The following is a 2,676-nucleotide window of genomic DNA, read 5'->3' as shown; positions in this document are numbered from 1 at the left end:
TGTATAGACGGGGTTCTCGGTAGCGGGTGTGTAGCGATCGGGTAGCAGTCGGGTAGGGATCCGGTAGCGCACCGGGTGGGGTTCTTCGGAGGATGTCTTTCATCTACAGCAGTTTGCTGTGGCCAGTGAAAGGACTCCCGCTGATGGCCGATTACCGGCTTGTGATGTCCCTGTTGGTGCAGGGCTACCCGTATAGACAGATCGAGATGATGGCCGCGTGTTCGCATCGCACCATCGCCAAGGCCCGGAAGGTGGTCGATGACCACGCGTGGTCCACGCGTGAGGACATCGATGGGCTGGGCGCCGAGGATATCGACCGGCTTTTCGCTGATGGACGTAAGGCCACGTCCACGGGATTCGTGCCGGTGGATATCGAGAAGGTCGTGTCCGCGAGGCTGGGGCGGAAGAAGCCGCCGCTGAAGGTGCTCTGGGCCAGATATCTCGATACCCCGGCTGCGGAGGGCGCCCGGTTCTACGGGTACGAGCGGTTCTGTCAGATCGTGAGCGAGCATGTTCGCACCCATGACCTGACTGGGCCGATCGCTCATGTTCCCGGGCACACGATGCAGGTCGATTGGGCCGGCACCGCGATGGCGTTGACCGATCCGATCACCCGGAACACCACCCGGGTATCGGTGTTCGTGGCCACCCTGCCGTACTCCGGGATGGTCTTCGCTCAGGGGTATACCGACGAGAAGATGGGCTCCTGGCTCGACGCCCACCGGCGGGGGTTCGAGTACTTCGGCGGTGTCAGCCAGGTCCTGGTCCCGGACAACGCGCCCACGGCCTCGAACGCGATCAGCCGCTACGACCGGGCCCGGGAGGTCAATCAGGCCTACCAGGACTTCCTCGAGCACTACCGCAGTGCCGCGGTGCCCACTCGCTCGTACCGGCCGCGGGATAAGGGTCACGTGGAATCCGGGGTGAAGATCGTCACCGACTGGGTCATCCATTTCCTGGCCGATCGGATGTTCACCACGCTCGATGACCTCAACGAGGCCGTCACCGCCCGTATCGATGCCATCAATGACCGCACTCCGTTCCGTGGCGGGCCCATCAGCCGCCGGAAGTGGTTCCAGGACACCGAGGCCGATGAGCTGCTCGAGCTGCCCGTGGAGCCCTGGCTGCAGGTGGCCTGGCGCAAGGCCAAGGTCGGCCGGGACTGGCATCTCCAGATCGACACGGTGAAGTACTCGGTGCCTTACCGGCATGCCGGCCAGAGCGTGGATGTGCGCATCCGCGGCAACGAGATCACCGTGATGGCCGCCGGTGAGGTCATCGCCGCCCACCGGCAGGGGTCGCATCGGCATGGGTACGTCACCGACCCCGCCCACGCCCCGGAACGCTTTGAGGCCGTCTCCGGGCTCTGGACGCGGGCCTATTTCCTGCGTCAGGCGGCCAAGGTCGGGCCCGGGACCGTGGCAGCCCTGACCGGGTTGCTCGATGCCAAGGCCATTGAGGCCCAGGGATACCGGTCGTGTATGAACATCCTGTCGTTGGGCAAGAACGAGAACCGGCTGCTGCTGGAGCAGGCCTGTCGGCTACTGGTCGAGGAGAACGAGACCCGGCCGGTCAGCTACACCGCGATCAAGCACCGCATCACCGCCCTCCGGGCTCAACGTGACTCACGCCCCACCACCACGGCGGGCCCACCGCAGCACAGAACTGCCCCGGCTCCGGCCCGGGATACCCGTAGCGCGCACCTGGACGGCATCGAGCAATTCAGCCTCGCAGCCCTCACCGGCACCACCGGCACCGACCGGCCCGAGACAACGGAGTACTGAAAGATCATGATCAACCACCACCTCAGCACCCAGGACATGGCCCTGTTCACCCGACTGCGGATGACCGCCTTCGGTGAAGCCGTCATCGACATCGCCAACGACCCCGCCTACGACGACTGGACCTTCTCCCGGAAGATCCGCCACGCCCTGGAGACGGAGACCACCGCCCGGGCCGAACGCCGCGTGCTCAAACTCCTCAGCGCCTCCCGGACACCCAACCCCGCCGCCTGCATCGAGGACATCCACTACCTGCCCGGACGCAACATCAACCGCGACGTCGTGGACCGGCTGGGCTCCTGCCGGTGGATCGAGAACACCTCGAACCTCGTGGTGCTGGGAAAATCCAGCGTCGGCAAGTCCTACCTCGCCCAAGCACTGGTCAACGCCGCCTGCCGCCAGGACCACACCGCCCGCTACTTCCGCCTCGATGACCTGGCCAATCAACTCGCCGTCCTGAACCGCAGCGATCCAGAACGAATGAAGTTCCTGGCCGGCATCCATACCTGCGACCTGCTGGTGCTGGATGACTTCCTCACCACCCCGATCAGCGCGGACACCGCCAGCGAACTCCTCAACATCCTCGCTGCCCGCGAAGGCCGGGGCGCCACCATGGTGACCTCCCAGTTCGACCCCGAAGACTGGTACAAATCTCTGCACGACGCCGTGATCGCCGAGTCCATCCTGAATCGCATCGTCTCCAACAGCGAAATCGTCCAGCTCGACGGCCCGAACATGCGCCGCCACACCCACGCCAACGCAGCCGAGCCGACCGTCGATCAGCCGGCCTGACCCAACAGCGCGGGCGCAGTGACCCCGATAGAAGCACTACCGGATACCTGCGCCCGTGCTACCGGATCGCTACACACCCGCTACCGAAAGAGCCGTCTATACA

General features: G+C 65.1%; 2 protein-coding genes. Both read left to right on the top strand.

The window, feature by feature from the left end; genetic code table 11:
- Nucleotides 1-143 precede the first annotated feature (143 nt).
- On the top strand, nt 144-1,784 hold the full coding sequence (gene istA, locus ACSU1G_RS34550) for an IS21 family transposase (protein ID WP_439286181.1): 1,641 nt from the start codon (nt 144-146) through the stop codon (nt 1,782-1,784).
- A gap of 6 nt (nt 1,785-1,790) precedes the next feature.
- Nucleotides 1,791-2,573, top strand: a complete 783-nt coding sequence (locus ACSU1G_RS34545; RefSeq protein ID WP_439286179.1) for an ATP-binding protein — start codon at nt 1,791-1,793, stop codon at nt 2,571-2,573.
- The last annotated feature ends 103 nt before the right edge of the window (nt 2,574-2,676 follow it).

This window comes from Microbacterium sp. A93, assembly GCF_051842835.1.
This window is presented reverse-complemented; position numbering and strand designations above follow the sequence as displayed.

What these genes read in the sequence shown, in the direction of transcription:
- istA (WP_439286181.1), top strand. Translation starts at nt 144, where the DNA reads ATGGCCGATTACCGGCTTGTGATGTCCCTGTTGGTGCAGGGCTACCCG.
- ACSU1G_RS34545 (WP_439286179.1), top strand. Translation starts at nt 1,791, where the DNA reads ATGATCAACCACCACCTCAGCACCCAGGACATGGCCCTGTTCACCCGA.